General features: G+C 66.8%; 1 pseudogene. It reads left to right on the forward strand.

Going from position 1 to position 241, the window contains the following annotated elements:
- Window positions 1-241, forward strand: a pseudogene (locus ACLJNW_RS28085) (filamentous hemagglutinin); the annotation flags it as partial.

Consider the following 241-nt stretch of genomic DNA (forward strand, 5'->3'; position numbering starts at 1 on the left):
GGGCCAGGCGGGCAACGGCGTGCCCATCGTCAATATCGCCACGCCCAACGACGCCGGGCTGTCGAACAACCATTTCCGCGACTACAACGTCGTCGCCAACGGGCTGAGCCTCAACAACGCTACCGGCAAGACCCAGGGTACCCAGCTCGGCGGGATCATCCTCGGCAACCCCAACCTCAAGGGCCAGGCGGCGCAGGTGATCCTCAACCAGGTCACCGGCGGCAACCGCAGCACCCTGGCC

This window comes from Salmonella sp. SAL4457 (genome assembly GCF_046548235.1).
Classification (GTDB): Bacteria; Pseudomonadota; Gammaproteobacteria; order Enterobacterales; family Enterobacteriaceae; genus Salmonella; species Salmonella enterica.